Source organism: Burkholderia sp. HI2500 (assembly GCF_002223055.1).
Lineage (GTDB): Bacteria > Pseudomonadota > Gammaproteobacteria > Burkholderiales > Burkholderiaceae > Burkholderia.
The window spans coordinates 450,117-474,887 of sequence record NZ_NKFL01000005.1; the positions used below are offsets into that span (position 1 = coordinate 450,117).

Below are 24,771 nucleotides of genomic sequence, written 5' to 3' on the forward strand. Positions count from 1 at the left end.
GCCCTGCACCACCATCGGCACTAAGCGCGGCACTCCGCCGGCGCGTATTTCGCGGGCAGCGTCGCCGCGTCAGCCGGCAGCGGCCCGGCCCCCGGCGCGGGCAGCGACGACGCCCCCTTGCCGGCGGCGAAGCACTCCCACGCGATCGCGCCGGCCTGCATCGCGCCCTTTTTGAGCGGCACGCGTGCGGTGGGCGCATCGGCCTTGTCGGGCGCGGACGGCACGAGCACCAGCGTATTGGCCCCGGCCGCGGCGACGCGCGTAGTGAAAGCGACCGTGATCTGGCCGGTCTCGCCGTCGATCACAACCGATTCGACGTTGCGGGTGCCGGCCGGCGGGCTGTAGCCGCCGTCGAGGCTCGCGCCGCTTGCGGCGTTGTCGGCGACGGCGAGCCGCGCGGACGACGCAAGCGCGAGCCCTTCGCCGACGCGCGAGCGCGCAAGGTAATCCTGGTACGCGGGAATCGCATAGGCCGCGATCACGCCGACGATCGCCAGCACGATCATCAGTTCGATCAGCGTGAAGCCGGCCGGCCGCCAGCGCGGCGACGGCCGGTTCGCGCGCCGCAGATCGGCGGCCACGCGACGGAACAGGGAAACGGAAAAGGCTTCGAACATGGCAGGCTCCGGAAACGAAAAACGCCTGCCGTAAAGGCAGGCGTCTCGATCGTAGCCAGCGGGCCGTGAATCCGGCAGTCGGCCGGACGGCCAATGTCAGTGCGCGTGCGGTACGTCGCGGCGCTTCCTGAGCGTGTAACCGATCGCCACGACGAACAGCGCGCCCGCGATGCTCGCGCCGTAGAGGACCTCCGGCGTATCGAGCACCGGCCAGCGGTCGCCGACCGGGTCATTCACGATCAGCCCGCCCGCGATCCAGCCGAGCAGCCCCGCGCCGAATGCCACGAAGATCGGGAAACGGTCGAGCAGCTTCAGCACCAGCGTGCTGCCCCACACGATGATCGGCACGCTGACGACGAGCCCGAAGATCACGAGCGCGATCCGGTGCGACGGGTCGGCCTGTTCGGCCGCGCCCGCGATCGCGATCACGTTGTCGAGGCTCATCACCGCATCGGCGATCACGATCGTCCTCACGGCGTCCCACAGCCGGCTGGCCGGCTTGATGTCGTCGTGCGCGCCCTCGGCCGGCGCCATCAGCTTGATGCCGATCCACAGCAGCAGCAACCCGCCGCCGAGCTTCAGGAACGGCACGTCGAGCAGCGCGACCGCGAACGTGATCAGCGCGACACGCAGCAGGATCGCCCCCGCGGTGCCCCAGACGACGCCGCGCAGCCGCTGGTTCGCGGGCAGGTTGCGGCATGCGAGCGCGATCACGACGGCGTTGTCGCCGCCGAGCAGGATATCGATGATGACGATCTGGAGAACGGCGCCCCAGTGGAGCGACGTCAGGAATTCGAGCATGGCGTGACGGGCAGGACGGCGGCCGCCCGCGGGCGACCCGGTTCATTGCCGGCACATGCGCGATGCATGCCCGGTGCTTACGAATTCATTGCGCGAGCATAACAAAAAACGCCGGCAAAGCCGGCGTTTTCTGCAGGACGAACCCAGGTGGAAATATTACAGCGCCTTCTTCAGCAGACGGCCCATTTCCGACGGGTTGCGCGTCACGGTGATGCCGCACGCCTCCATGATTTCCAGCTTCGCTTCGGCCGTATCCGCACCGCCCGAGATCAGCGCGCCGGCGTGGCCCATGCGCTTGCCCGGAGGCGCCGTGACGCCAGCGATGAAGCCGACCACCGGCTTCTTCATGTTGTCCTTGATCCACTCTGCCGCATTGGCTTCGTCCGGACCACCGATTTCGCCGATCATCACGACTGCGTCCGTATCCGGATCGTCGTTGAACATCTTCATCACGTCGATGTGCTTCAGACCGTTGATCGGGTCGCCGCCGATACCGACTGCCGACGACTGGCCGAGGCCGAGTGCCGTCAGCTGGGCAACCGCTTCATACGTCAGCGTGCCCGAACGCGACACGACGCCGATGCGGCCCTTGCGGTGGATGTGACCCGGCATGATGCCGATCTTCAGTTCGTCCGGCGTGATCGTGCCCGGGCAGTTCGGCCCGAGCAGCAGCGTCTTGCGGCCTTCGCGACGCATGCGGTCCTTCACTTCGATCATGTCACGGACGGGAATGCCTTCCGTGATGCAGATCGCGAGATCCAGGTCGGCTTCGACCGCTTCCCAGATCGCAGCGGCTGCGCCTGCCGGCGGAACGTAGATGACCGACACGGTCGCGCCGGTTTCCGCCTTCGCTTCCTTGACGCTTGCGTAGATCGGAATGCCTTCGAAATCTTCGCCGGCCTTCTTCGGGTTCACGCCCGCGACGAATGCTTCGCGGCCGTTTGCGTATTCACGGCAGGCGCGCGTATGGAACTGACCGGTTTTGCCGGTAATGCCCTGCGTGATGACCTTCGTGTCCTTGTTGATCAGAATCGACATGTATTTTGACCTCTGTTCGATTGGCGTCGCGTGCAAACCGCGCCGCCATACCTATTCATTGAGCGCGCTTACTTGCCTGCGGCAGCCGCGACGACCTTCTGCGCAGCCTCTTCCATGCTGTCCGCCGAGATGATCGGCAGGCCCGAATCGGCCAGCATCTTCTTGCCGAGGTCCTCGTTCGTGCCCTTCATGCGCACGACGAGCGGCACGTTCAGGTTCACGGCCTTCGAACCGGCGATCACGCCTTCCGCGATCACGTCGCAGCGCATGATGCCGCCGAAGATGTTCACGAGGATCGCCTTCAGATCCGGGTTCTTCAGCATCAGCTTGAACGCTTCCGTGACCTTCTCGGTGGTCGCGCCACCGCCGACGTCCAGGAAGTTCGCCGGCTCACCGCCGAACAGCTTGATCGTGTCCATCGTCGCCATTGCCAGGCCTGCGCCGTTCACGAGACAGCCGATGTTGCCGTCGAGCGAGATGTACGCGAGGTCGAACTTCGACGCTTCGATTTCAGCCGGATCTTCTTCGTCCAGATCGCGGTATGCGACGATTTCCGGGTGGCGGAACAGCGCGTTCGAGTCGAAGTTGAACTTCGCGTCGAGCGCGATGACCTTGCCGTCGCTGGAAACGTTCAGCGGGTTGATTTCAGCCAGCGACGCGTCGGTTTCCCAGAATGCCTTGTACAGGCCTTGCAGGATCGCGCGCGCTTGCGGAATCGAAGCAGCCGGCACGCCGATCTTCGCGGCGAGGTCGTCGGCCTGTGCGTCGAGCAGGCCCGTCGACGGCTCGACGATGACCTTGTGGATCAGTTCCGGGTGCTTTTCGGCGACTTCTTCGATGTCCATGCCGCCTTCGCTCGAACCCATCAGAACGATCTTTTGCGTCACGCGGTCAACGACGAGGCTGACATACAGTTCCTGCTTGATGTCGGCGCCTTCTTCGACCATCAGACGGTTGACCTTCTGGCCTTCCGGGCCCGTCTGGTGCGTGACGAGCTGCATGCCGAGGATCTGGTTCGCGTATTCGCGGACCTGCTCGATCGACTTCGCCACCTTCACGCCGCCGCCCTTGCCACGGCCACCTGCGTGAATCTGAGCCTTCACGACCCATACCGGGCCGCCGAGCTCTTCTGCCACCTTGACGGCCTCGTCCACCGAGAACGCCGGCTTGCCGCGCGGTACCGCGACTCCGAATTTCCGCAGGATTTCCTTACCCTGGTACTCGTGAATCTTCATGCGTGATTCCCTTCAGTCTGAGAGTTGGATGAAAAGTCGCTTTAGACGCTTCTTCGAATGATTTCCGTTCATTCCTTCGTGCTGCCTTCACCGGGCACGTCCGGCCGGCTCGCGCCATACCAGCGCGGGTAGTACTGCCGCACGACCTCGCCGTCGAACCGCAACGCCCGGCAGCGGCCGAGCTGGAAAGGCGCTTCGTCGTGCACGCCGTCATGGTCCGGCCCCTCGCCCCCCTCCTCGCGCACGTTCCACACGTCACCGGCGAACGCCTGGATCGCCGCGGTCGGCAGCACGGCGCACAGTTCGGTGAGATGGGAGCAGCCTGCGACGCCGGCGAGCAGCCGGTTCGCGTTGCGGCGAAAATTGCGGAAGAGATTGAGCCCGATGAGGGCCCGATAGGCGGGAGTGGCGGATTGACAGTGACCGGGATAGGGAACCCATTCCGAAGACGCTTCGGCGTCGACGACATTGAGGTCACGATCGATAGTCACGCGCAGCCAGAGTTCGTGGATCGGCAGGCCCTGGGGCCGGATGCCCGACGCAAGCGCGACATCGCGCGGCTTGTGGTCGGTCAGGCAGGCTTCGATGTCCCACAAGCCGTCGCCGCGCTCGTAAGCTTCCGCTCGGATTGCGCGTTGATGTCGCAACTGACGGGGCACGGGCTCGGATAGCGGCATGCTGGAGGTTGAGGCCGAAGAGGAAAACCCAAGGATTTTAGCATATTGGGTATTTGAGACAGCTTGACGCAACGGCGGGTATTCCCGCCTGTCCGGAAGCGGTTGCGATGCAGCAAAATCGCGCGCCACGCGCGCGATCGGCGCGGTCAGTCGTCGACCAGGAAATCGTCGCCGACCTTCAGCAACTTCACGATGGTCGCACTCGAGAAGCCGCGCGCGGCGAGAAAGCGCGCCTGCTTCGCACGCTCGGCCGGCGTTTGCGGCAGTGCACCGAATTTCTTGCGCCAGACCGCCTGCGCACGCGCCCATTCGGTCTCGCGGAGCTGCGCATTCACCTCTTCGACGAGCGTGTCGCCCACCGCATGACGCTTCAGCTCGCTGACGATGCGTGCGACGCCGACACGCGACGCGCGACGATGCACGAGACTCTCGGCAAAGCGCGCATCGGACAGCCAGCCTTCCTGTTCCAGCGCATCGAGCACGGGATCGACGGATTCGTCTTCGCCGACGTAGGGCGCGAGCTTGCGCGCGAGTTCCGTGCGACTGTATTCACGGCGGGATAGATAGCCGAGCGCGCGGCCCTTCAGCGATCGCTGAGGCTTCGATGACTTGCGCTCGGTCGCGCCCGGAGCGTCACCTGATGCAGTGCTGGAAGAAGCACCCGGCGCGCGACGTGTGCGGCGCGGATGCTGGCTGCTGCGCGTATAGACATCTTCCCTGGCCGGCGCCGATGCATCGGCTGCGCGATCACCCGGGAAGCTGACACCGGAAACACGACGGCGGGAGCGATCGTGCGCGTCGAACGATTCATCGTCGTCGAACGGATCGTCCGGTGCGGCAATCTCAAACGAAACGAGGGCATCGTCGGATGCCCTCGTCGCGGTGCGGTTCGCGGCATTGCTGCCTGCGCCCCGCCGATCGGCGCCCGAGGATCCGGCTCGCCGGCCGGAGCGACCCGCCGTTTCGGGCGCGTCGCTCTCCTCCGGCTCGCCAGCCTGACCTCGGCGCCCGACCATCACTCTTCTTCGTCCATCGCCTCGGCTTCGTCCTGGCCTGCCCCATCGGGCATGGTGACCACGCCAAGCGATTCGCGAATGCGGTTCTCGATCTCGCGTGCGATTTCCGGATTCTCGCGCAGGAATTCACGCGCGTTGTCCTTGCCCTGGCCGATCTTCTCGCCGTTGTAGCTGTACCAGGCGCCCGCCTTGTCGACGATCTTCGCCTGCACGCCGAGATCGATGATCTCGCCCTGACGCGAAATGCCTTCGCCATACAGGATGTCGAAAATCGCTTCGCGGAACGGCGGCGACACCTTGTTCTTGACGACCTTCACGCGGGTTTCGTTGCCGATCACCTCGTCGTTCTTCTTGATCGAGCCAATCCGGCGGATGTCGAGACGCACCGACGAGTAGAACTTCAGCGCGTTGCCGCCCGTCGTGGTTTCCGGGTTGCCGAACATCACGCCGATCTTCATCCGGATCTGGTTGATGAAGATCACCAGGCAGTTCGTGCGCTTGATCGTGCCGGTCAGCTTGCGCAGCGCCTGCGACATCAGGCGGGCCTGCAGACCCGGCAGCGAATCGCCCATCTCGCCTTCGATTTCGGCCTTCGGCACGAGCGCCGCGACCGAGTCGATGACGATCATGTCGATCGAGCCCGAGCGCACCAGCGCGTCGGTGATTTCAAGCGCCTGCTCGCCGGTGTCCGGCTGCGAGATCAGCAGCTCCGGCACGTTCACGCCAAGCTTCGCCGCATATTGAACGTCGAGCGCGTGCTCGGCGTCGATGAACGCTGCGGTGCCGCCGATCTTCTGCAGTTCGGCAATGACCTGCAGCGTGAGCGTGGTTTTACCGGACGATTCCGGACCGTAGATCTCGACCACCCGGCCGCGCGGCAGGCCGCCGACGCCGAGCGCGATATCGAGACCCAGCGAGCCCGTGGACACGACCTGGATGTTCTCGGCCGCCTCGCCGTCGCCCATGCGCATGATCGAGCCCTTGCCGAACTGCTTCTCGATCTGGGCAAGCGCGGCGGCCAGCGCCTTGCTCTTCTCGGCGGTCATCCCGGAGCCCTTCTTGCTATCTTCCATGAATCGTCCTTTGCTATGATGAGCAGCGTCTGTTAGAGGCGCGCCCGCTTTCAAGCGCTGCCCACGAATGCAGACACTGTATAAAAAAACAGTGTTTTGTGCAAGCCCGCAATGCAGAGCGTTGTACACGAATAACTTCGGAGACAGCCGGCCGGCGCGAACGCCCTGCCGGCCATCGGTCAGCACCATGCGAATTCTCATCGCGGAAGACGACAGCATACTCGCGGACGGCCTCACCCGGTCACTCCGCCAATCGGGCTATGCGGTCGACCACGTGAAGACCGGTGTCGACGCCGATACCGCGCTGTCGATGCAGACATTCGACCTGCTGATCCTCGATCTCGGGCTCCCGAAAATGCCCGGGCTCGACGTGCTCAAGCGCCTGCGCGCCCGCAATTCCAACCTCCCCGTGCTGATCCTGACGGCCGCCGACAGCGTCGACGAGCGCGTGAAGGGGCTCGACCTCGGCGCCGACGACTACATGGCCAAGCCGTTCGCGCTCAACGAGCTCGAGGCGCGCGTGCGCGCACTGACCCGGCGCGGCGCGGGCGGCGGCCCGACCGTTGTGCGCCATGGCTCGCTCGCGTTCGACCAGGTCGGCCGGATCGCGTATGCGAACGATCACGTGCTCGACCTTTCCGCCCGCGAGCTCGGCCTGCTCGAGGTGCTGCTGCAGCGGATCGGCCGGCTCGTGTCGAAGGAGCAGCTCGTCGACCATCTCTGTGAATGGGGCGAGGAAGTCAGCAACAACGCGATCGAAGTCTACGTGCACCGGCTGCGCAAGAAGATCGAACCCAGCGGCGTACGGATCTCGACCGTGCGCGGCCTCGGCTATTGCCTCGAGAAGGTCGCGCCCGCCGCGCCGGCCGACACGGCAGCGCCCCAGCCCGCGGTGGCCGGCACGCCGTTGCGCTGAACCCGGGCGTCGCCGCGATGGCCACGCCGGCCCCTACCCGCCATCCGACCGGCGCGCCGTCGTCGGCCGCCGACGAAGCGCGCGACGCGCGCTACGAGAACCCGTTCGCGCCGCCCGACGAAACCGATGCGCCCGAGGCGCCGCGCCCGCGCTCGCTGTTCGGCGAGATCCTCGACTGGATGCTCGCGCCGCTGCTGCTGCTGTGGCCGATGAGCATCGCCGTCACCTATCTGGTCGCGAAGACGATCGCGAACGGCCCGTTCGACCGCGCGCTCGAGACCAACGCCTATGTGCTCGCGCGGCAGATCCATCCGGTGAACGGTGTCGCCGAGCTGACGCTGCCGGAGCAGACCCGCGATTTCCTGCGCGCGGACAACGTCGACAGCGTGTACTTCCAGGTGCTCGGCACACGCGGCGAGCTGGTCGCGGGCGAAGCCGACATGCCGCTGCCGCGCGACGAGGACCGCCCGCCGCCGGGCGTCGTCATGTTTCGCGACGACCTGCTGCGCGGCAACGACGTGCGCGTCGCTTATACGACGGTCGCGCTGCCGCAAGCGGGCAGCCCGCAGCCCGTGCTCGTGCAGGTCGGCGAAACGCTGGACAAGCGCAACGCGCTCGCGAACGACATCATCAAGGGCGTGATCCTGCCGCAGTTCGTGATCCTGCCGCTCGCGATCCTGCTGGTCTGGTTCGGGCTGTCGCGCGGGCTCGCGCCGCTCAACGCGCTGCAGGCGCACATCCGCGCGCGGCGGCCCGACGACCTGTCGCCCGTCGAGGCGCAGCGCGCGCCGCCCGAGATCGAGCCGCTCGTCACGTCGTTCAACGACCTGCTCGCCCGCCTCGAACAGAACATGGCGCTGCAGAAGCGCTTCATCGCCGACGCCGCCCATCAGATGAAGACACCGCTCGCGGGCCTGCGCACGCAGGCCGAGTTCGCGCTGCGCCACCCCGTCCCGCCCGACGTGCAGCGCTCGCTCGAGCAGATCGCGACGAGCTCCGAGCAGGCCGCGCGGCTCGTCACGCAGTTGCTTGCGCTGGCGCGCGCCGAGAACCGCGCGAGCGGGCTGACGTTCGAGCCGGTCGAGATCGCCACGCTCGCGCGGCGCGCGGTGCGCGACTGGGTACAGGCCGCGCTCGCGAAACGGATGGATCTCGGCTACGAAGGCCCGCCGGACCCGCCGGACGACGGGCCGCTCGACGTCGACGGCAATCCGGTGATGCTGCGCGAGATGCTCGGCAACCTGATCGACAACGCGATCCGCTACACGCCGGACGGCGGCCGCATCACGGTGCGCGTGCGCGCCGAGCCCGCGGCGCGGCTCGTGCATCTCGAAGTCGAGGACACCGGGCCGGGCATCCCGGCCGCCGAACGCGAGCGCGTCGTCGAGCGTTTCTACCGGATCCTCGGCCGCGAAGGCGACGGCAGCGGCCTCGGGCTCGCGATCGTGCGCGAGATCGCCACGCAGCACGGCGGCACGCTGACGCTCGACGATCACGTCTACCAGCACGCACCGCGCCTCGCCGGCACGCTCGTGCGCGTCAGCCTGCCGCTGGCCGAAACCGCCCCGGATTAACCCTGATGGGCGCCGCCGCAGCACGCCGCGATTGAGTCGAAATCGACGATTTACCAGACAATCAAAGCACTTCGTAGCACGATGAGCTCACAAAGCCACCGATTCGGCGCGGGTTAACCTGCAGTCGTTTTGCACGCGCGAGTCAGTCGGCCGTAAGTTTCCGTACCAATAATCCTCGACAGGCCCGTCCACCCAAGGCGGCCGCACATCTATATCAAGGGACTTGGAGACGACTCATGGCAACGTTAGGCGGGCAAATTTCCCACTCGCCGATGACGGGCGAAGAGAAGAAAGTGATCTTCGCGTCGTCGCTCGGCACCGTGTTCGAGTGGTACGACTTTTACCTGGCCGGCTCGCTCGCGGCCTACATCAGCAAGAGTTTCTTCTCCGGCGTCAATCCAACCGCCGCCTTCATCTTCACGCTGCTCGGCTTCGCGGCCGGCTTCGCGGTGCGGCCGTTCGGCGCGATCGTGTTCGGCCGCCTCGGCGACCTCGTCGGCCGCAAGCACACGTTCCTCGTGACGATCGTGATCATGGGCATCTCGACGTTCGTGGTCGGCTTCCTGCCCGGCTACGCGTCGATCGGCATCGCCGCCCCCGTGATCTTCATCGCGATGCGGCTGTTGCAGGGCCTCGCGCTCGGCGGCGAGTACGGCGGCGCGGCGACCTACGTCGCCGAGCATGCGCCGGCCAACCGTCGCGGCTTCTACACCGCGTGGATCCAGACGACCGCCACGCTCGGCCTGTTCCTGTCGCTGCTCGTGATCCTCGGCGTGCGCACGTTCATCGGCGAGGAAGCGTTCGGCAGCTGGGGCTGGCGCGTGCCGTTCGTCGCGTCGATCCTGCTGCTAGCGGTGTCGGTGTGGATCCGGATGCAGCTGAACGAATCGCCGGTGTTCCTGCGCATCAAGGCGGAAGGCAAGACGTCGAAGGCGCCGCTGACCGAAGCGTTCGGCCAGTGGAAGAACCTGAAGATCGTGATCCTCGCGCTCGTCGGCCTGACTGCCGGCCAGGCCGTCGTGTGGTACACGGGCCAGTTCTACGCGCTGTTCTTCCTCACGCAGACGCTGAAGGTGGATGGTGCGAGCGCGAACATCCTGATCGCGATCGCGCTCCTGATCGGCACGCCGTTCTTCCTGTTCTTCGGTTCGCTGTCGGACAAGATCGGCCGCAAGCCGATCATCCTCGCGGGCTGCCTGATCGCGGCATTGACCTACTTCCCGCTGTTCAAGGCGCTCACGCACTACGCGAACCCGCAGCTCGAGGTCGCGACGCAGAAGGCGCCGATCACGGTCATCGCCGATCCGGCCGCCTGCTCGTTCCAGTTCAACCCGGTGGGCACGTCGAAGTTCACGAACTCGTGCGACGTCGCCAAGAGCGCGCTCGCGAAGGCCGGCCTGAACTACGAGAACGTCGCGGCACCGGCTGGCGCGACGGCCCAGATCAAGGTCGGCGACACGGTGATCCCCGCCTATGAAGGCAAGGCGGCCGACGCGAAGGCGCAGGGCGCGGCGTTCGACAAGACGCTCGCGTCGACGCTGAAATCGGCCGGCTACCCGGCGAAGGCCGACCCGGCGCAGCTCAACTGGCCGATGACGATCGTGATCCTGACGATCCTCGTGATCTACGTGACGATGGTCTACGGCCCGATCGCGGCGATGCTGGTCGAGATGTTCCCGACGCGGATCCGCTACACGTCGATGTCGCTGCCCTATCACATCGGCAACGGCTGGTTCGGCGGCTTCCTGCCGGCCACCGCGTTCGCGATCGTCGCGGCGAAGGGCAACATCTACTCGGGCCTCTGGTATCCGATCGTGATCGCGCTGGCCACGTTCGTGATCGGCCTGCTGTTCGTCAAGGAGACGAAGGACTCGAACATCTACGCGCAGGATTGATGGCGGGTGCGCAGCGGGGACGGTCGGCGGAAGGCCTCCTTCCGGGGACCGGCTCCCGCCCGCAATGAAGGTCGACACGGGCCGCCGGCAACTTTTTTCGGGAAAGATGGAAAAAGGTATTGACAGCCGACCGTCCGATCGACATAATTCAAGTCTTCGGCGAATTAGCTCAGTCGGTTAGAGCGACGGAATCATAATCCGCAGGTCCGGGGTTCGAATCCCTGATTCGCCACCAAATGCGAGAGCCGCTGTTTCGAAAGAAACAGCGGCTTTTTCATTTGCATCTTCCGATGCGCCGGTTCCGCTTTCACGAGCCGACCTTCGCGCCGCCTGAGTCGCGCATCAACACCGCCGCCCTGCTTCGAAGGCACAATGACGCCGTCCAGTACACGGCCGACGTCACCCGATGATCCCGAGCATCCCCGACAAGCCATGGCGCACCGCCGCCCTCGCACTTGTGGCGGTCGGGCTTTGCTATACCGGTGCCGGTGCGCCGACGCTCTCCCGCCTGCTCGACCCCGCCGTGATCGGCGAAGGCCTCGCCCTCAAACCGATCACCTATCACTGGGTCAATCACGCCGACCGCGCGATCCCTGAGGCTGACCTGTTCGCCAGCCGCTTCTACGTACTGGTGCTGGCCTCACTCAACGCCATGGCCGCGCTGTTTGCACTTGACGCCCATCGCAGCCGCAGGCGCTTCGCGCTCTTGCTCGGCTGGGCCTTCGTCATGCTGATCGTGCTCGTCAACGCGCAGATCCAGGCGTTCTACAACGTGGGCTGACCGATGAAGCGGCGCATCATGATCGTCATTGCCACGCTGCTCACGCTGATCGGGCTCGTGTTCGTCGCCGGCACATTCGTCAACCTGTCGACGCCCGACCAGTTGCATCGCCTGCTGAGCTACGACTACATGAGCTTCGCGGACAGCCTCGTCGAACGCGACCTAGGCAAATTCGCCAACAGCTTCTACATCGGCGTGGCGCTGATGCTCGTCGGCAGCACGCTCTTCATCCGGATCGAACGCACACGCACGGTCGCCCGCATCGTCACGTCGCTGCTGTTCGCGCTGCTCGCCTTCAGCCTCGTCTATGCGTGCCTGAATCCGCGCATCGGCATGCTGCCGACCTGATCGGGCGCGACTCGCTCGGCCGGTCTCGCCGCTCAAGGCTACGCCGCTACCGAGCTGCGCGGCTCTCGGGCCTGCACCCCCACCCGCCCGCGCCAGTTCTCCCCACCTTCCAGCGACGGTGTCGACTCGAACACCTCCGCGATCCAGTCCGCGAACACGCGCACCTTCTGCGACAGATGCCGATTATGCGGATAGACGATCGAAATCGGCTTCGGCTTCGGATTGCAGTCCGGCAGCACCTCGACCAGCGAGCCGTCGAGCAGGTGCGGCAGCACCATGAACAGCGTCGGCTGGATCATCCCGAACCCTTCGAGCCCGCACGTCACATAGGCATCCGAATCGTTGACCGTGACGCTCCCGTTCATCCGCACCTCGAACGGCTTGCCGTCGATCATGAACACCCACGGAATTGCCCGCGCGCCGTGGCTCGACCGAAAATTCACCGCGTGGTGGTCGGCGAGATCGGCAATCTCGTGCGGCTCGCCGTGACGCGCGAGGTAGTCGGGCGACGCGCAGGTCACGCGCTTCAGCATCCCGATCCGCCGCGCGACCATCGACGAATCCTCGAGCGGACCGACCCGGATCATGCAGTCGATCCCCTCCTCGACCGGATCCACGTAACGGTCGGAGAGCCCCAGTTCGAGCGTGATGTCCGGATAGCGCTGCCGGAAAATCGACAGTGACGGCAGCACGATGCGCCGCCCGAGCGAACTCGGCATGTGAACGCGCAACACGCCGCTCGGCTTGCGGTTGCCGGTCTGGAAACTCGCGTCGGCCTCCGCGATCTCCGAGATGATCTTCATGCAATGCTCGTAGTACGCCGCACCTTCCGGCGTCAGCGACAGCCGGCGCGTCGTGCGGTGCATCAGGCGCACGCCGAGCAGCGCCTCGAGATTCTGGATGATGGTCGTCACCGACGCGCGCGGCATCGCGAGCGTGTCGGCCGCGCGCGTGAAGCTGTTCGCGTCGACCACACGGGTAAAAACTTCCATTGCCTGGATTCGGTCCATGCTGCCCCCTTCGAATCGCCAACGAAACAGAATAGAGCGCGCGACGCGCGCGGCACAAGTCCCCACCCATTGTTCTCCGATCCTGAATAGTTTCGGCGTTTCGGACTGGAAAGCGATCGATTTCCGTTCAGTCCCACGCGGCGATCGTTCCGGCCCCGCCGGTCGCACGCCGCGCGTTACCGCACGAATCGCTCGCGATACCCCTGCGGCGACACGCCCAGCACGCGCACGAAACAGCGGCGCAGCGTCTCCTCCGAGCCGAAGCCGCACCGCGCGGCGATCCGCTTGACGGGCCATGCCGTTTCACCGAGCAGGCGTTGCGCGGCCTCGACGCGGATCTGCTCGACCGCTCGCGCGGGCGTGCGGCCGGTTCCGGCGCGGTAGTGGCGCACGAAGCTGCGCTCGCTCATGCGCACGCGCTCGGCCAGCGCGGGCACCGACAGGTCGGCCGCCAGGTGCTCGGCCATCCATGCGTGCAGTTCGCCGAACCGGTCGTCGGTGCGCTGCATCGACAGCATCGTGCTGAACTGGGCCTGCCCGCCCGGACGCTTCAGGAACACGACGAGTTCGCGCGCGACGTCGAGGGCGGTCGCGCGCCCGAGATCCTCCTCGACCAGCGCGAGCGCGAGATCGATGCCGGCCGTCACGCCGGCCGACGTCCACAACGCACCTTCGCGGATGAAAATCGGATCGGATTCGACGCGCACATTCGGATAGCGTGCCGCGAATTCTTCGCAGCGCGCCCAGTGCGTGACCGCCCGCCGCCCGTCGAGCAAGCCGGCCTCGGCGAGCAGGAACGCGCCGGTGCAGACCGATGCCACGCGCCGTGTGCGCGCCGCCTGCTGCCGCACCCAGCGCACCAGCCGCGCATCCTTCGATGCCGCATGCACGCCCTTGCCGCCGGCGACGATCAGCGTGTCCGGATGGCGCACCGCCGAGCGCAGCGATTCCGCCATCACGACCAGGCCCGACGACGTCTCGACGGGCCCCGCCTCGGCCGCGATAACGCGCGGCGCATACGGCGCCGGCTGGCCGCGCTCCTGCGCCAGCTCGTTGACGGACGCAAACACCTGCAGCGGCCCCGACACGTCGAGCAGCTGGGCACGAGGAAACGCGAGGATCAGGATCGAACGCGGGGTGGCAGGCATGGCGATTGGCTGAAAACGTGGGTGATATGGCAATTTCGCCAAACACTACGCGCCTAGAATCGACCTGTCCATCCCGTGCCGGCTACGGCCCGCCCCCATCCAATCGGAGTCTTCGCATGACCCTGCATATCGGCTTTCTCGTGTTTCCAGGCGTCCAGCAACTCGATCTCACCGGCCCGCACGACGTGCTCGCGTCGGTGCCCGACGCCACCGTTCATCTGGTCGGGAAGTCGCGCGACTCCGTCGCATCGAGCAGCGGACTCGCGCTCGCGCCGACCTGCACGTTCGACGACTGTCCGCCGCTCGACGTGATCTGCATTCCGGGCGGGATCGGGATCAACGCGCTGTTGCTCGATGCCGAAACGATCGCGTTCGTGCAGCAGCGCGCGGCCGCCGCGCGCTACGTGACGTCGGTGTGCACGGGTGCGCTGCTGCTGGGCGTGGCCGGCCTGTTGCGCGGGCGGCGCGCGACGACGCACTGGGCGTTCCACTCGCTGCTCGAAACGCTCGGCGCGGTGCCGGTGCGCGAGCGCGTGGTACGCGACGGCAACCTGATCACGGGCGGCGGCGTCACGGCCGGCATCGACTTCGCCTTGACGATCGCCGCGGAGCTGGCCGGCGAAGAAGAAGCGCAGGCGATCCAGCTGCAACTCGAGTACGCGCCGGCACCGCCGTTCGACGCCGGTTCGCCCGACACCGCACCGGCAGCGGTCGTGAAGCGCGTCACCGAACGGTCGGCCGCCGGTTTCGCAACGCGCAAGGCGACGATCGAACAGGCGCTGCGCGCGAGGTCGCGCTGAATGCGGACACCAGAAAATTGACTCGAAGACTGGCAGACGACGCGCATCCCCGCCGGAGAACCCATCGATGAACATCATCCGCAGCGCCGCGTTCACGGCGGATCGCGCATGGGGCGCGCTCGACATCGCGAACCTGAACGGCATCACGGTCCGCCTGCACTGGACCAACCAGCCGTATCGGTGGCACGTCAACGACGGCGAGGAAGTGTTCGCGGTGCTCGACGGCCGCGTCGAGATGCGCTATCGCGAAGCGGGCGTCGAGCACGCGACAGTGCTCGAAACGGGTGACGTGTTCCACGCATCGGCCGGCACCGAGCACGTCGCGCATCCGCTCGGTGAAGCACGCATCCTCGTGATCGAAACCGAAGGCAGCGTCTGACGGCCAGCGGCCGGGCGTCGATGCCGCGCGGATGGCAGCCGCCTCCGCGCGGCGGGTTTCACCCGGTGATCGTCCCGGTGGCCTGCGACGCGATCAGCTTCGGCTGCGGCGTGCACAGGCACTGGCACAGGTCGTGTTCGAGCGCGACGACCTTGCCCATCACGGTCATCGTCCGCTCGCCGCCGTCGGACACGATCACGCCCGGCGACTTGCAGGCGGCGCAGAACACCGGCGCGCCGAGATAGGCGAGTTCGCGTCCGTCGAACGACGAATTGGCGATCCCTTCGAGCACGACGCCGCCGTGGTCGGTCGTGTCGCCCTTCAGAATGAATTTGCGGCTCATGTTGTCGGTTCTTCCCTCGGAAATGCCGTGCAACGCGGCAGCGCGCAGGCAGTCGGAATCTGCCCGTCGATCGCGGGCGTCCCGCGAGCATATCACCGCGCGCCTCAGCCGCCCCCCGGATCAGAGCTCGTGCCGTATGCTGCCGGCGCCGCCATTCAGACGAACAGCGCGAAACACAGCGCGGCACCGCACAGATACGTGCCGAGCGCGCCGACGAAACGCGCGGGATTCGGGTCGGCCATCGTCGGCCAGGCAAGCAGGCCGATCACGAGCAGGCAGCGGCACGCGGTCGCCGCGACGATCAGCGTCAGGATCGCGCGCGATGGATCGTGTGTACCGAAATAGAGAAACAGCACCGCGAGAAACGGCGCGTATTCGGCCGTGTTGCCGTGCGCGCGCACGATCTTGTGCAACCCGTTCGCGGGATCGGCCGCACACCCGGAACCGGTGGTGCACCGGAAGCGCGTGACGGACACGACGAGCCCGAGCCCGAACAGCAGCAGCCCGAGGATGGCCGTGCAAACGAGCGCGACGGGGTGGATCGGCATGGGACTCCCGGCAAACGCAGAAATGCGCCGCATAGCCAATGATCGTACCCGTGACCGACACGCGCGACCATCACGGAAACCCGCAGCATCGTCGTGCGGCGGACACAATTTTACGGTCGGGTTCCGATCCCAATTGTCGCGCCGCCGTACCGCACGAAACCGGTGCATCTCCCCCGCCTGCCGCGCCGTCCGGGCCTGCCCGCTGACCCACCCCAGCACACGGACATCCCGGCACGAAACGCGCAAACGTTACGCATGCGACGGCATGCACCATCGCAACACAACGCGGGTTACAGCGCGTCGCAGGCATGCGCGTTGCGTCGACGCATCTCGGTAGTGAACGTCCTTGGCAGCCCGCTGCGGAGGACTACACTAATCCTTAATGGGGTGCGGCCGGAGCCCGCGCCTTCAGGGAGACGCCGCCATGAATCGGCCGCTGAATCGTATCCTGCCGCGCGTGACCGGTCCCGCATCGGTCTGGACGTGGGTCAAGTGGTCTTTGCTGGCCGCGCTGCTGATCGCCGTGGCGATCGTTGCGCGACTCGTGCAGAGCGAGATCGAAACGTCCCGGTTGCAGGCGCACTACCTGTCCGAGCTCACCCGCGACGTCGGCTACACGGTCGAGACGGGCCCGAGCGATCACATCCGCTTCCCTGCGAACGGCCCCTACGACCAGCGCCTCGGCTACGCGATGATTCCGGCGTTCCAGGAGCGGCTGCTCGCGCGCGGCTTCGTCGTCGGCAAGCAGGCGCGCGATTCGCAGCGAATGCTGTCGCTCGGCGAGCGCGGATTGTTCCTCCCGTTTGAAGAAAAGGACCAGGCGGGCCTGATGCTGTTCGACTCGACCGGCGCGCCGCTGTTCGCGACCGTGTTCCCGCAGCGCGTCTACGCCGACTTCGACCTGGTGCCGCGCGTGGTGGCCGATTCGCTGCTGTTCATCGAGGATCGCTACCTGCTCGATGCGAACGAACCGAACCGCAACCCGGCGATCGACTGGGGGCGCTTCGGCCGCGCGGTCGCCGACCAGGCGCTGCACGTCGTCAACCGCCACCAGGCGCGCCCGGGCGGCAGCACGCTCGCGACGCAGATCGAGAAGTTCCGCCATTCGCCCGAGGGCCGCACCGCGACGCCGCCCGAGAAGCTGCGGCAGATCGCGTCCGCGTCGGTGCGCGCGTACCTGAACGGCCCGCAGACGATGCTCGCACGCCGCACCATCGTCGTGCGCTACCTGAACTCGGTGCCGCTCGCCGCACGGCCGCATATCGGCGAAATCACCGGCATCGGCGACGGTCTCGCCGCGTGGTACGGCCGCGACTTCAACGACGTGAACCGGATCCTGTCCGCGCCGACGACCGGCGACAACGTCGACGAGCAAGGCAAGACGTTCCGCGAGGTGCTGTCGCTGATCATCGCGCAGCGCGCACCGTCGTACTTCCTCAACCGCGGCTACCCGGCGCTGCAGAAGCTGACCGACAGCTACCTGCGGCTGCTGTCGAACGGCGGCGTGATCTCGCCCGCGCTGCGCGACGCCGCGCTTGCCGCGCAGATCGAACGCAGCGCGCCGCCGGCCGCCGCGCACGTGCAGTCGTTCGTGTCGCGCAAGGCCGTGACGTCCGCGCGCGCGTCGCTGCTGTCGGCGCTCGGCATCAGCGACCTGTACCAGCTCGACCAGTTCGACCTGCAGGCGACCAGCACGCTCGACAACGGCGTGCAGCAGGCGGTCGCCGAACGGCTCGCGCAGGCGTCGACGCGCGACGGGGCGCAGAAGGCCGGCCTGTACGGTTTCGAGATGCTCGCGCCGAAGGACGACCCGTCGCACCTCACGTACAGCTTCACGCTGTACGAACACCGCAACGGCGCGAACCTGCTGCGCGTGCAGACCGACAGCGTGAACGAGCCGTTCGACGTGAATCGCGGCGGCCGCATCAACCTCGGCTCGACCGCGAAGCTGCGCACGCTGATCACGTACCTGCAGATCGTGTCCGACCTGCATGCGCGCTACGCGAACCTGTCGAACGCGGAGCTGGCGCGCGTGAAGCCCGACCCGATCGACGGGCTGTCGCGCTGGGCGCTCGACTACCTGTCGCATACGCGCGACCGCTCGCTGCAGGCGATGCTCGACGCGGCCGTCGAACGCAAGTATTCGGCGAGCCCGGACGTGTTCTACACGGGCGGCGGCGCGCAGGTGTTCTCGAACTTCGAGAAGTCGGACAACGGCCGCATCCTGACGCTGCACAAGGCGTTCGAGCATTCGGTCAACCTCGTGTTCGTGCGGCTGATGCGCGACATCGTCCACTACGAGACGCTGCAGGCGGCCGGCCCGTCGTCATCGTGGCTCGGCGATCCGGAGCAGCGCCGGCATTACCTGCAGCAGTTCGTCGACGGCGAAAGCCAGGTCTACGTGAAGCGCTACTACACGCGCTATGCGGGCAAGGCACCTGACGACGCGCTCGCGCTGATGCTGAAGGACGTGCGCAAATCGCCGCCGAAGATCGCGACGGTGCTGCGCAGCGTCGCACCGAACGAATCGCTCGCGTGGTTCGATGCGCAGATGCGCGTGCAACTGAAGGGCACGCCGGCCGCGACGCTGTCCGACGACGATCTCGCCAGGCTCTACGCGAAGTACGCGATCGAACGCTTCAACCTCAACGATCGCGGCTATATCGCGAGCGTGCATCCGCTCGCGCTGTGGACGCTCAACTACCTGCGCGCGCATCCGGCAGCGTCGCTCGCCGATGTCCAGCGCGAGAGCCGCGACGCGCGTTTCTACACGTACTCGTGGCTGTACAAGACGCGCTACCACGCGACCCAGGACCGCCGCATCCGCCGCATGGTCGAGCTGCGCGCGTACGCGGAAATCACGAAGTCGTGGCGCGCGCTCGGCTACCCGTTCGCGGAAGTCACGCCGTCGTACGCGGCCGCGATCGGCGCATCGGGCGACCAGCCCGACGCACTCGCGAAACTGATCGGCCTGATCGCGAACGGCGGTCAGAAGGCGCCGACCGAGACGATCACGCGGCTCGACTTCGCGAAGGGCACGCCGTACGAAACGCGCTTCGTGCGCGCGGCCGCCCAGCCGCAGCCGATGCTGTCGCCGGAGATCGTCAACGTGGCGCACACGCTGCTGCGCGACGTCGTGCTCAACGGCACCGCGCGCCGCCTCGCGGGCGGCTTCACGCTGCCCGACGGCAAGACGCTCGACGTGTACGGCAAGACGGGGACGGGCGACCAGCGCTTCAACGTCTATGCGCGCGGCGCGCGGCTGATCGAGTCGCGCAAGGTGAACCGCAGCGGCACCTTCGTGTTCGTGCTCGGCGACCGGTTCTTCGGGGTCCTGACCGCAACGGCGCACGAACCGTATGCCGCACGCTACGACTTCACGAGCGCGATGGCCGTGCAGTTGCTGAAGTCGATGGCGCCGGCGCTCGCGCCGCTGATCGAGCGCCCGGCCGGCACGCGCACCGCGGGCCCCGCCCCGCAGGCGGAAACGCCCGCGCCGGGCGCCGCGACCGCGCAACCGTCCTGACGGCCACGCGTCCGTTCATGCGCCGGCGCGCCGCTCAATGCGAGCGGCCGTCGTAGTGCGTGATCGGCAGCGCGTCGATATCGACATCCTCGAGACAGCGCACGTTGATCGCGGCCATCGCGGTGCCGTTCGGGTGGACGCCCTCGCCGAACGTGTGAATCCCGCAGCGCTTGCAGAAGCGGTGCTGGATCACGTGCTTGTTGAACGTGTAGGTGGCGAGATGGTCGTCGGGCGTGAGGAGCGTCATGTGGTCGCGCGGCACGAACCACATCAGCGCGCCCTTGCGCCGGCAGATCGAGCAGTTGCACGCCATCACGCCCTGCAGGTCGCCTTCCGCCTCGAACTTCACGTCACCGCAGTGACAGCTTCCGCGATAAAGCATGGTCGTCTCCCGGTGCGGCCCGTGCGCATCGACGGCGCCCCGGCGGAACACCGTTGGCCGGGCCGATCCAAGCGGGTACAGTAGCGCGCACATGCGCCGCATGCAATGTCCGTGCGGCACCCGTCCCGACCCTGTCCAAACCAAGGAAAACCGTCATGCTCGAACTGCGCCCCGGCTGCGAATGCTGCGACAAGGACCTGCCGCCCGATTCGGCCGATGCACGCATCTGTACGTTCGAATGCACGTTCTGCGCGACCTGCGCCGACGACGTGCTGAAGGGCCGCTGCCCGAACTGCGGCGGCGACCTGGTCGCGCGCCCGCGGCGGCCGGCGAGCCTGCTCGCGAAGTACCCGGCGTCCACCGAACGCATCCACAAGCCGGGCGGCTGCGCGAACGCCTGACGGCGCCGCACTGCCCCGCCCCTCCCGTCACGACATCTCGATCCGGGCGCGCGTCACCGCGAGCAGCGCGGCCATCGCGCGGCGCGCACCGTCCTCGTCGCGCACGCGGATCGCGTCGCTGACGGCCATGTGCTCGGCGAGCGACGCGTTGTATACGTCCGCGCGGCGCGCATTCAGATGCAGTTGCGCCTCGAGCGTGCGATCGATCAGCGTGCCGAGCGGCACCAGCAGTTCGTTGCCGCCGGCCTCGAGCACGCTCAGGTGAAAGCGCAGGTCGGCGCGCACCCATTCGTCGACGTTGCGCGCGGCGGCCATCGCGCGCGCCGCGCCGTCGATCGCGTCGAACGTCTCCGGCGTATGCATGCGCGCGGCGAGCGCGGCCGCGTACGGCTCGACCATCTCGCGCATCTCCTGCAGCTTCAGCGCGAACGCGATCGGCGGCGCGACACGCGCGTACCAGTCGAGCAGGTCGGCGTCGAGCAGGTTCCAGACGCCGCGCGGCCGCACGCGCGTGCCGATCTTCGGCCGCGACTCGACGAGCCCCTTCGACGTGAGCGTACGCAGCGCCTCGCGCATCACCGTGCGGCTCACGCCGTACATCACCATCAGGTCGGGTTCCCTCGGCAGCAGCGACTCGGGCGGGTAGTCGCCGCGCAGGATCGCCGTGGCGAGCCGGAAGGCCGTTTGTCCATGCAGGTCGCGTCGAATGATCGTTCTCCGTTATGCGAGTACCCGGGCGTGCCGGCTGCCCACTATCTGCACAATAGTGCTATTAATACTATTTTTTATCGGACTGCGCTAGGATAACCGCGAAAGCACGCGACTGCGCGCCGCGCCCGACTGCCCGCGCTGGTCAACCCTGGAGACTCGCACCGTGAAAATCACCCGCCTCGAAACCTTCGTCGTCCCGCCGCGCTGGCTGTTTCTCAAGATCGAAACCGACGAGGGCATCGTCGGCTGGGGCGAGCCGATCGTCGAGGGCCGCGCGCACACGGTCGAGGCTGCCGTGCAGGAGCTGGCCGACTACCTCGTCGGCCGCGACCCGCTGCTGATCGAGGATCACTGGCAGGTGATGTACCGTGCGGGCTTCTACCGCGGCGGCCCGATCACGATGAGCGCGATCGCGGGCGTCGACCAGGCACTGTGGGACATCAAGGGCAAGCATCACGGCGTGCCCGTCCACGCGCTGCTCGGCGGCCAGGTGCGCGATCGCATCAAGGTGTATTCGTGGATCGGCGGCGACCGGCCGAGCGACGTCGCGAACAATGCGCGCGCGGTGGTCGAGCGCGGCTTCAAGGCCGTGAAGATGAACGGCTCCGAGGAGCTGCAGATCGTCGACACCTACGACAAGGTCGAGCAGGTGATCGCGAACGTCGCGGCGGTGCGCGATGCGGTCGGCCCGCACGTCGGGATCGGCGTCGACTTCCACGGCCGCGTGCACAAGCCGATGGCGAAGGTGCTCGCGAAGGAACTCGATCCGTACAAGCTGATGTTCATCGAGGAGCCGGTGCTGTCGGAGAACGCCGAGGCGCTGCGCGACATCGTCAACCAGACCAACACGCCGATCGCGCTCGGCGAGCGGCTCTACTCGCGCTGGGATTTCAAGCACATCCTCGCAGGCGGCTACGTCGACATCATCCAGCCCGACGCATCGCACGCGGGCGGCATCACCGAGTGCCGCAAGATCGCGACGCTCGCGGAGAGCTACGACGTCGCGCTCGCGCTGCACTGCCCGCTTGGGCCCATTGCGCTCGCCGCGTGCCTGCAGCTCGACGCGGTCAGCTACAACGCATTCATCCAGGAGCAGAGCCTCGGCATCCACTACAACCAGGGCAACGACCTGCTCGACTACCTGCGCAACCCCGAGGTGTTCCGCTACGAGGACGGCTTCGTCGCGATCCCGCAGGGCCCGGGGCTCGGCATCGACGTGAACGAGGAGAAGGTGCGCGAGATGGCGAAGACGGGGCACCGCTGGCGCAACCCGGTGTGGCGTCACGAGGACGGCAGCGTCGCCGAGTGGTGAGCGCGATGCGCGGCGTGCGGCTTCGGCGCGCGCGGCAAGTATCGATTCGAGAACGGCTGCCAGCAGGCAGCCGTTTTTGCATGCGCGGTGCGGGGCCCGGCACGTGCCGGGTGCGCGACGGCGGCCTTGCGCCGCGCCGCGCGCGCCCTGCCGTCAGCCGAGTGCCGCGAACCCCGGCACGCTGAACGACAGCACGGCGGCTGCGACGAACACGCCGATCATCGTCAGCGCCTCGAGATGCAGGATGTTGCGGAACGTGTGCGCATCCTCGGTCGACGCGGTGCGGCGCAGGCGCGGCAGCGCCGCGAAGCGGTTCAGGCCGCCGAGCACGAGCGCGAGCGCGACGAGCAGCAGCTTCAGCAGCAACACGCGCCCCCACGTGCTGCCGTCGAGCGGTGCGAGCGAACCGCCGAGCCCGCGGATCGCATTGAGCGCGCCAGTGCCGAGCACGAAGACGACCGCGATGATCGACGTGCGCGACAGATGCTGGCCGATGCGGATCAGCGCGCCGCGCGCGACCGACGACCCGAGCGCCGGCAGCACCGCGAGCCCGCCCGCGAGCACGAGGCCACCCCACACGGCCGTCGCGAGCAGGTGCAGCGTCTGCACGCCGACCGCCGCGGACAGCGCACCCGTATCGGCCGCATGGCCGAGCGACGCCTTGCCGGCCGCGACCACGATCACCGCGAGCCACAGCACCGCGTGCGCGGCCGGGCCCTCCGGCTTCGCCAGCGCGACGATCGCGAGCACCACGGCGCCGGCGAACGCGACGCTCCACGCGAAGCCCGTATGCGTCTGCATCAGCATCACGGGAATCGCGGCGAACGCGCCGCCGAGCCCCGCCCCGCTCATCGTCGCGGCCTCGTAGACGAGCCAGCCGAGATCCGCGAGCACCAGCGCCAGCGCCGCCGCGACCAGCGAATGTTGCGCGCGCAGCCACGCGGAGTGCGACGGCGCGACGACCGGACGCGCACCGTCCTTGCCGAGCCATGCCTTGAGCAGCGCCGAGCCGACCGCCATCGCGAACGCCGCGTCCATCAGTGCCGCGAGCGCGACCTGACCGATCCACAAGCTGTCGAACTTCATCGCGCACACCCTCCCGACAGCGGCAGGCCGACGAGATGGCAGCAACGGGATGGACAGCGTGAGGAAGGCAACGGCACGGTAGAAAACGTCATCGATGAATCCGGAAACGGGAGAAATGACTGGACCTGCGGCGGAGGCGGCGCCGCGCGACCCGCGAGTGTACGGTCTTCGATGGTGAAAACGCACGCCGGTTCACACCGACACGTCGCAATGCGCGTCAAATTGTCGCAAGTCGCAAACGGACAGGAACCGATGTCCTTTTGCCAAATAGCCGTCATTACCCATCGATGATAGAATGCCGCGTCGCAGCAGCCCGGCTGCCCTGCCGTCATGCGCCGAGCCGATCGTAGCCCGGACAACAGGTCCCCGTCGAATAAACATGGAGTCTCGTGTGTCTTCAAGACGCCTCTTCCGTCCGCTGCTCGCCGTACTGATGTTCGGCAGCGCGGGCCTTATGAGCGCTGCCCAAGCGCAGACCAAGCCCACGGAGCAAGCGCACGCCCAGCAGGCGCCGCTCAAGGCACCCGATACCATGGCCGAGCGTGTGCGCGGCTGTACGGCCTGCCATGGCGTCCATGGCCAGGGCACGGACAACGACTACTTCCCGCGTCTTGCCGGCAAGCCGGCCGAGTACCTGTACAACCAGCTCGTCAACTTCCGTGACGGCCGGCGCAAGTACCCGCCGATGAACTACCTGCTGACGTACCTGAACGACGACTACCTGCGTGAAATGGCCGAGCACTTCTCGGCCGAACGCCCGCCGTACCCGGCGCCGGCGAAGCCGACGCTGCCGGCCGCGACGCTCGCGCGCGGCAAGCAGCTCGTCACGCAAGGCGACCCGTCCCGCAAGCTGCCGGCCTGCGTGGCCTGCCACGGCGCGACGCTGACCGGCATGCAGCCGGCGATCCCGGGCCTGGTCGGCCTGCACGCCGACTACCTGAGCGCGCAGATCGGTGCATGGCGTTCGGGCAACCGTCACGCGAAGGCGCCTGACTGCATGCATGAAGTCGCGTCGAAGCTTTCCGACGAAGACGTGACGGCCGTGACCGCATGGCTTGCCGCGCAACCGGCGCCCGCCAACCCCGTGCCGGCTCCGGCGCGTTCGATGAAGACTCCGCTCGCCTGCGGCAGCGAACCGCAATAAGGCAAGGGAG

General features: G+C 67.1%; 25 protein-coding genes and 1 tRNA gene. 12 read left to right on the forward strand and 14 right to left on the reverse strand.

Annotated features, from left to right (window positions below; all coding sequences use genetic code 11):
- Positions 1–20 precede the first annotated feature (20 nt).
- The 7 genes from CFB45_RS14965 to recA form a co-directional block, all read right to left on the reverse strand.
- Positions 21–617: a pilin gene (locus CFB45_RS14965; RefSeq protein ID WP_089426250.1), complete on the reverse strand. Its 597-nt coding sequence runs from the start codon at positions 615–617 to the stop codon at positions 21–23.
- Positions 618–713: 96 nt separating this feature from the next.
- On the reverse strand, positions 714–1,418 hold the full coding sequence (locus CFB45_RS14970; RefSeq protein WP_089426251.1) for a TerC family protein: 705 nt from the start codon (positions 1,416–1,418) through the stop codon (positions 714–716).
- Positions 1,419–1,574: 156 nt separating this feature from the next.
- A complete protein-coding gene (sucD, locus tag CFB45_RS14975) occupies positions 1,575–2,456 on the reverse strand; it encodes a succinate--CoA ligase subunit alpha (protein ID WP_006477916.1) in 882 nt (293 codons plus the stop codon).
- A gap of 68 nt (positions 2,457–2,524) precedes the next feature.
- Positions 2,525–3,691: an ADP-forming succinate--CoA ligase subunit beta gene (gene sucC, locus CFB45_RS14980; RefSeq protein WP_011353083.1), complete on the reverse strand. Its 1,167-nt coding sequence runs from the start codon at positions 3,689–3,691 to the stop codon at positions 2,525–2,527.
- A 68-nt stretch (positions 3,692–3,759) separates the two neighbouring features.
- Positions 3,760–4,368, reverse strand: coding sequence for a DUF2889 domain-containing protein (locus CFB45_RS14985; RefSeq protein WP_039360581.1), 609 nt, complete (start codon positions 4,366–4,368; stop codon positions 3,760–3,762).
- A 146-nt stretch (positions 4,369–4,514) separates the two neighbouring features.
- Positions 4,515–5,384, reverse strand: a complete 870-nt coding sequence (recX, locus tag CFB45_RS14990; RefSeq protein ID WP_089426252.1) for a recombination regulator RecX — start codon at positions 5,382–5,384, stop codon at positions 4,515–4,517.
- On the reverse strand, positions 5,384–6,457 hold the full coding sequence (recA, locus tag CFB45_RS14995) for a recombinase RecA (RefSeq protein WP_089426253.1): 1,074 nt from the start codon (positions 6,455–6,457) through the stop codon (positions 5,384–5,386). Before recA ends, recX begins: the two co-directional genes overlap by 1 nt.
- 187 nt (positions 6,458–6,644) lie before the next feature.
- Between recA and CFB45_RS15000 the strand changes: the two genes are divergently transcribed.
- From CFB45_RS15000 to CFB45_RS15030, 6 genes are all read left to right on the forward strand, one after another.
- On the forward strand, positions 6,645–7,373 hold the full coding sequence (locus CFB45_RS15000) for a response regulator transcription factor (RefSeq protein ID WP_041492943.1): 729 nt from the start codon (positions 6,645–6,647) through the stop codon (positions 7,371–7,373).
- Positions 7,374–7,390: 17 nt separating this feature from the next.
- A complete protein-coding gene (locus tag CFB45_RS15005; protein WP_089426254.1) occupies positions 7,391–8,947 on the forward strand; it encodes a sensor histidine kinase in 1,557 nt (518 codons plus the stop codon).
- A 236-nt stretch (positions 8,948–9,183) separates the two neighbouring features.
- Positions 9,184–10,842 (forward strand): MFS transporter, encoded by a 1,659-nt coding sequence (locus CFB45_RS15010; RefSeq protein WP_089426255.1) that lies wholly within the window; start codon positions 9,184–9,186, stop codon positions 10,840–10,842.
- Positions 10,843–11,000: 158 nt separating this feature from the next.
- Positions 11,001–11,077, forward strand: a tRNA-Met gene (locus CFB45_RS15020).
- A 171-nt stretch (positions 11,078–11,248) separates the two neighbouring features.
- Entirely contained in the window at positions 11,249–11,623 is a 375-nt protein-coding gene (locus tag CFB45_RS15025; protein WP_089426257.1) for a hypothetical protein, read from the forward strand.
- Between the two features lie 18 nt (positions 11,624–11,641).
- Positions 11,642–11,971, forward strand: coding sequence for a hypothetical protein (locus tag CFB45_RS15030; protein WP_143329847.1), 330 nt, complete (start codon positions 11,642–11,644; stop codon positions 11,969–11,971).
- 38 nt (positions 11,972–12,009) lie between these two features.
- On the opposite strand, the gene CFB45_RS15035 is transcribed toward CFB45_RS15030, so the two are convergent.
- Both CFB45_RS15035 and CFB45_RS15040 read right to left on the reverse strand, forming a co-directional pair.
- The gene (locus CFB45_RS15035; RefSeq protein ID WP_089426259.1) at positions 12,010–12,981 is read right to left on the reverse strand and encodes a LysR family transcriptional regulator; all 972 of its coding nucleotides are present in this window, start codon (positions 12,979–12,981) and stop codon (positions 12,010–12,012) included.
- Between the two features lie 176 nt (positions 12,982–13,157).
- Positions 13,158–14,129, reverse strand: a complete 972-nt coding sequence (locus CFB45_RS15040) for a GlxA family transcriptional regulator (protein ID WP_089426260.1) — start codon at positions 14,127–14,129, stop codon at positions 13,158–13,160.
- Positions 14,130–14,245: 116 nt separating this feature from the next.
- On the opposite strand from CFB45_RS15040, the gene CFB45_RS15045 reads away from it, so the two are divergent.
- Both CFB45_RS15045 and CFB45_RS15050 read left to right on the forward strand, forming a co-directional pair.
- The gene (locus CFB45_RS15045; RefSeq protein WP_089426261.1) at positions 14,246–14,929 is read left to right on the forward strand and encodes a DJ-1/PfpI family protein; all 684 of its coding nucleotides are present in this window, start codon (positions 14,246–14,248) and stop codon (positions 14,927–14,929) included.
- 67 nt (positions 14,930–14,996) lie between these two features.
- Positions 14,997–15,308 (forward strand): cupin domain-containing protein, encoded by a 312-nt coding sequence (locus CFB45_RS15050; protein ID WP_089426262.1) that lies wholly within the window; start codon positions 14,997–14,999, stop codon positions 15,306–15,308.
- A gap of 58 nt (positions 15,309–15,366) precedes the next feature.
- On the opposite strand, the gene CFB45_RS15055 is transcribed toward CFB45_RS15050, so the two are convergent.
- Positions 15,367–15,651, reverse strand: coding sequence for a PAAR domain-containing protein (locus CFB45_RS15055; protein WP_048242675.1), 285 nt, complete (start codon positions 15,649–15,651; stop codon positions 15,367–15,369).
- 155 nt (positions 15,652–15,806) lie between these two features.
- Complete coding sequence (locus CFB45_RS15060; RefSeq protein WP_089426263.1) at positions 15,807–16,199, reverse strand: MAPEG family protein; 393 nt, start codon at positions 16,197–16,199, stop codon at positions 15,807–15,809.
- Between the two features lie 424 nt (positions 16,200–16,623).
- Between CFB45_RS15060 and CFB45_RS15065 the strand changes: the two genes are divergently transcribed.
- Complete coding sequence (locus CFB45_RS15065) at positions 16,624–19,725, forward strand: transglycosylase domain-containing protein (protein WP_089426264.1); 3,102 nt, start codon at positions 16,624–16,626, stop codon at positions 19,723–19,725.
- Positions 19,726–19,759: 34 nt separating this feature from the next.
- On the opposite strand, the gene CFB45_RS15070 is transcribed toward CFB45_RS15065, so the two are convergent.
- A complete protein-coding gene (locus CFB45_RS15070; RefSeq protein WP_089426647.1) occupies positions 19,760–20,107 on the reverse strand; it encodes a GFA family protein in 348 nt (115 codons plus the stop codon).
- Positions 20,108–20,262: 155 nt separating this feature from the next.
- On the opposite strand from CFB45_RS15070, the gene CFB45_RS15075 reads away from it, so the two are divergent.
- Positions 20,263–20,508 (forward strand): DUF1272 domain-containing protein, encoded by a 246-nt coding sequence (locus CFB45_RS15075; protein WP_039359973.1) that lies wholly within the window; start codon positions 20,263–20,265, stop codon positions 20,506–20,508.
- A gap of 27 nt (positions 20,509–20,535) precedes the next feature.
- On the opposite strand, the gene CFB45_RS15080 is transcribed toward CFB45_RS15075, so the two are convergent.
- Complete coding sequence (locus CFB45_RS15080) at positions 20,536–21,219, reverse strand: FadR/GntR family transcriptional regulator (protein ID WP_089426265.1); 684 nt, start codon at positions 21,217–21,219, stop codon at positions 20,536–20,538.
- Positions 21,220–21,382: 163 nt separating this feature from the next.
- On the opposite strand from CFB45_RS15080, the gene dgoD reads away from it, so the two are divergent.
- Positions 21,383–22,531 (forward strand): galactonate dehydratase, encoded by a 1,149-nt coding sequence (gene dgoD, locus CFB45_RS15085; RefSeq protein WP_089426266.1) that lies wholly within the window; start codon positions 21,383–21,385, stop codon positions 22,529–22,531.
- A 153-nt stretch (positions 22,532–22,684) separates the two neighbouring features.
- Here the strand turns inward: dgoD and CFB45_RS15090 are convergent, their stop codons facing one another.
- Entirely contained in the window at positions 22,685–23,617 is a 933-nt protein-coding gene (locus tag CFB45_RS15090; protein ID WP_089426267.1) for a CopD family protein, read from the reverse strand.
- A 379-nt stretch (positions 23,618–23,996) separates the two neighbouring features.
- On the opposite strand from CFB45_RS15090, the gene CFB45_RS15095 reads away from it, so the two are divergent.
- A complete protein-coding gene (locus CFB45_RS15095; RefSeq protein ID WP_046544481.1) occupies positions 23,997–24,761 on the forward strand; it encodes a c-type cytochrome in 765 nt (254 codons plus the stop codon).
- Positions 24,762–24,771: the final 10 nt, after the last annotated feature.